Source organism: Micromonospora sp. 4G55 (genome assembly GCF_016803375.1).
Genome location: NZ_JAEVHN010000722.1, coordinates 1 through 2,957, shown reverse-complemented (window position 1 = coordinate 2,957; position 2,957 = coordinate 1). Strand labels below are relative to the sequence as shown.

The window sequence follows — 2,957 nt, the reverse complement described above, 5'->3', positions numbered from 1 at the left end:
CGCTGCTGCCGGCTCATTCCGGGCAGCCGGGGCGCCGGTCGCCGCGTCGCCTGCGCCGCCAGCTCCACCAGCACGGAGAAGGCGAACGTCGCCCAGCCGAACCAGCCGACCACGGCCAGCGCCCGCAGGAACAACCGACCGTCGTCCCGGCTGGTCAGCGCCGTGCCGACCTCCGACAGGGTGGGTAGCTGGTCGGGCAGTGGATTGCCGGCGAAGGCGAGCAGTGCCACCGGCGCGCCCACCAGCAGCGCGACCAGGACGACCAGCGACCCGAATCCGGTGAGCAACTGGCCGGTCCGCCGAACGGCGGAGCCACGCGGTGCGGTCATGGCGGCCTTCCCTTCCTACGGTGCCTCGGTGAGGGCCCGCGCGGTGGCCTCACCCGAGACGGTGACGGTGTCGTCCATGCCGAAGAGGCCGAGCAGGTGCCGGCGGTAGGTGACGGTGACGCGTACCCGGATCTGCTTCTCGCCGTCGACCACGGGGAAGCTCACCGAGTGCCCGGTCGCGCCCGCCGCCGAGAGGTAGTCGCGGACGGCCGCCCGCGCGTCGCCCTCGTCGATCTCCTTCGGGCCGCCCTCGATCGCGCGGGCCCGGTCGACGGCCTGGCCGCCGCTGCGGGCCGCCTCGGCGGCGAGGTCGTCGGCGCGTTGCAGCGACCGGAGCTGGCCGGCGCCGTCGTACGCGACGCCGATGACCGCGAGCACGCCGGTCATCGCGACGGCCAGGAACAGGCTCACCCGTCCCTCGTCGCGGCCGGCCCGACGGGCGCTCATCCCCGGCTCCGGTAGCGGTCCAGCGGGGAGGTGAAGGTCGCCGAGGCGGTGGTGCGCAGCGGCATCCCGGGCAGCGCCGGCAGCCGCAGGTCGCGGTGGGACACCACGCAGGTCACCGAGACGGTCACGCTCGCCGGCTGCCCGGCGGGGCTGCGGTACGCCGCGTCGAAGCTGGTCGACCGGCCACGTACCGAGCCGCTGAAGGTCATCCGGGGCGCGCCGGCGCAGTTCAGGCGTCGCCAGTCGAGCTGGCGGCGGACGGCGTCGCGGGCCGCGTCGCGGGCGGTGCCGGCGTCCCGGGAGATCGAGGCGGCCCGGGGCGGCGTCGTGCGCGGCCGCCTCCACCGCCTCGTCGGCGATCGCGGTGCGCCCGGTCACCCCGGCCAGCACGATCAGCGCGATGAACGCCGGGGCGAGCACGGCCACCTCGATGGAGACCGAGCCGCGGGCGCGGCCGTCCGCGACGGCGCTCACGGGTTCGTCCAGCGTTCGATGGTGCCGTGCGCGGTCTGCCGGACCCGGAAGCTGACGCCCGGGATGACCGACAGGGACCGGCCGGTGACCGTGCAGGTGACCTCGGTGGCCCCGGTGACGCAGGTCGGCCCCGGGCTGTCCCAGCCGACGAGCCAGTCACCGGCCGCGCCGAGGAACCGGGTGGCCCGGGCCTCGCCCGCCCCGGCCGGCGCCTGGAGCACCCGCTGCGCGTTCACCCCGCTCTGCGCGGCGTTCAGCGCGGTGGACCGGGCGACGAACCAGGCGGCCACCTGGACCGAGGCGAAGAGCAGCACCAGCACCGCCGGCATGACGACGGCCAGCTCGACCGGGTTCGCGCCCCGGTCCGTACCCCCGGCGACGAACCGTCGCCGTGCGGCCCGCACGCCCGGGCGACCGCCCCCGGTCGAGCGCGGCCGGACGCGCCCCGGGGTCGGGCGGTCGGGGCCACCCGGCCGGTCCGGGGTGCGGCCGGCCAGTTCATCGGAGGGGTCACGGCGCGGTGGGGACGCTGTCCATCCAGTCGGTGGCCCGCGTCATCACCAGAGCGGTGACCGCGAGCGCCGCCGCGACCAGGCCGAAGATGATCACCGCGGTCGGCACCGGGCTGTCGCCCCGGTCCCCCTCGCGGCGCAGCTCCGCCAGCCGTGCGGCCAGCGTGAGGTGCAGATGGGCGATCAGTTGCATGGCGTGCTCCTTGTCGGGGTGGCGGTCTACAGGCGGGCCACGAACGGGTAGAGCATGAAACCGAGCAGGACGAAGACCAGCAGCGAACCGGGGATGTCCAGCCGGCTGGTCACCCCCTCGGCGCGGGTCAGGTTGTCGGTACGGATCTGGTCCCGCAGCGAGTCGGCACGACTGCGCAGGGTCTCGTGGACCTGCGCGCCCTCGCTGCCGGAGGAGCGCATGATTGCCCCGACGTCGCCGAGCTCCGGGATGCCGATCCGCTCGGCCAGCTCCTGGAGCTCGTCCCAGGGCGAGTGCATCTGCATCTGCGCGATCCGCAGCGACTCGCGGATCCGGTCGAAGACCCAGCCGTCGCAGACCGCCGCCGCCCGTTCCAGCGACTGCACCGGGCCGTGCGCCGCCGACAGTTGCAGCGCCACCAGGTCCAGGTAGGTGCAGACGGCCGCGCGGAACTCGTCGCGCGCCGCGTCCGCCCGCGCCAGCACCGCGCGGTGCGCGAGCAGCCCGCAGACCAACGCCATCCCGAGGCTGCCCAGCACCGGTACGACCACCGGCAGGCGGACCCCGCCGAGGAAGAGCACCGCCCCCAGCACGGTCGGGGTGGCGAGCCCGATCAGGGCGGAGACCAGCACCGACAGGGCGTACTGCTCGGGGGGTCTTGTCGATCAGCGCGAGCTGCCGGTGCGGCGGGCTGAGCCAGCGGGAGAACCCGCCCAACCAGTCCGGGCCCCGGGTCGGGGCGACGGTGCCCGGGGGCTGGTGGCAGCCGGCGCAGCGCGGGGCCGAGCGCCGGGGCGGCCGGCAACGCCTCCCGGACCGCCAGGAACAGGCCCAGCCCCACCGTCGCCCCGCCGAGCACGGCGATCGCGAGCTGCCAGTTGACGATCACGCGATCGCCTCCTCCGGGTCGGGGGGCGGGGAGGAAGCGGGCCGGCGGCGGGGGCTGGCTCATCGAGCGCACCCAGATCAGCAGCCCGATGAAGGCCGCGCTGAGCACCGCCA

General features: G+C 75.7%; 3 protein-coding genes and 4 pseudogenes. All 7 read right to left on the bottom strand.

Features of this window, described 5'->3' with window-relative positions:
• A pseudogene (locus tag JNW89_RS33035) lies at positions 1–329 on the bottom strand (peptidoglycan-binding protein); the annotation flags it as partial.
• Between the two features lie 15 nt (positions 330–344).
• Positions 345–776, bottom strand: coding sequence for a hypothetical protein (locus tag JNW89_RS33030; protein WP_238452028.1), 432 nt, complete (start codon positions 774–776; stop codon positions 345–347).
• Positions 773–1,262, bottom strand: a pseudogene (locus tag JNW89_RS33025) (TadE/TadG family type IV pilus assembly protein). The gene JNW89_RS33030 and the pseudogene JNW89_RS33025 overlap by 4 nt, the downstream one beginning before the upstream one ends.
• A complete protein-coding gene (locus JNW89_RS33020) occupies positions 1,247–1,654 on the bottom strand; it encodes a TadE/TadG family type IV pilus assembly protein (protein WP_238452027.1) in 408 nt (135 codons plus the stop codon). The pseudogene JNW89_RS33025 and the gene JNW89_RS33020 overlap by 16 nt, the downstream one beginning before the upstream one ends.
• A 106-nt stretch (positions 1,655–1,760) precedes the next feature.
• On the bottom strand, positions 1,761–1,955 hold the full coding sequence (locus tag JNW89_RS33015; protein ID WP_238452026.1) for a hypothetical protein: 195 nt from the start codon (positions 1,953–1,955) through the stop codon (positions 1,761–1,763).
• A gap of 26 nt (positions 1,956–1,981) precedes the next feature.
• Positions 1,982–2,841, bottom strand: a pseudogene (locus JNW89_RS33010) (type II secretion system F family protein).
• 18 nt (positions 2,842–2,859) lie between these two features.
• Positions 2,860–2,957, bottom strand: a pseudogene (locus tag JNW89_RS33005) (secretion system protein); the annotation flags it as partial.

Bases quoted from the DNA above. Each gene is read 5' to 3' on its own strand.
- JNW89_RS33030 (WP_238452028.1), bottom strand. From the start codon at position 776: ATGAGCGCCCGTCGGGCCGGCCGCGACGAGGGACGGGTGAGCCTGTTC.
- JNW89_RS33015 (WP_238452026.1), bottom strand. From the start codon at position 1,955: ATGCAACTGATCGCCCATCTGCACCTCACGCTGGCCGCACGGCTGGCG.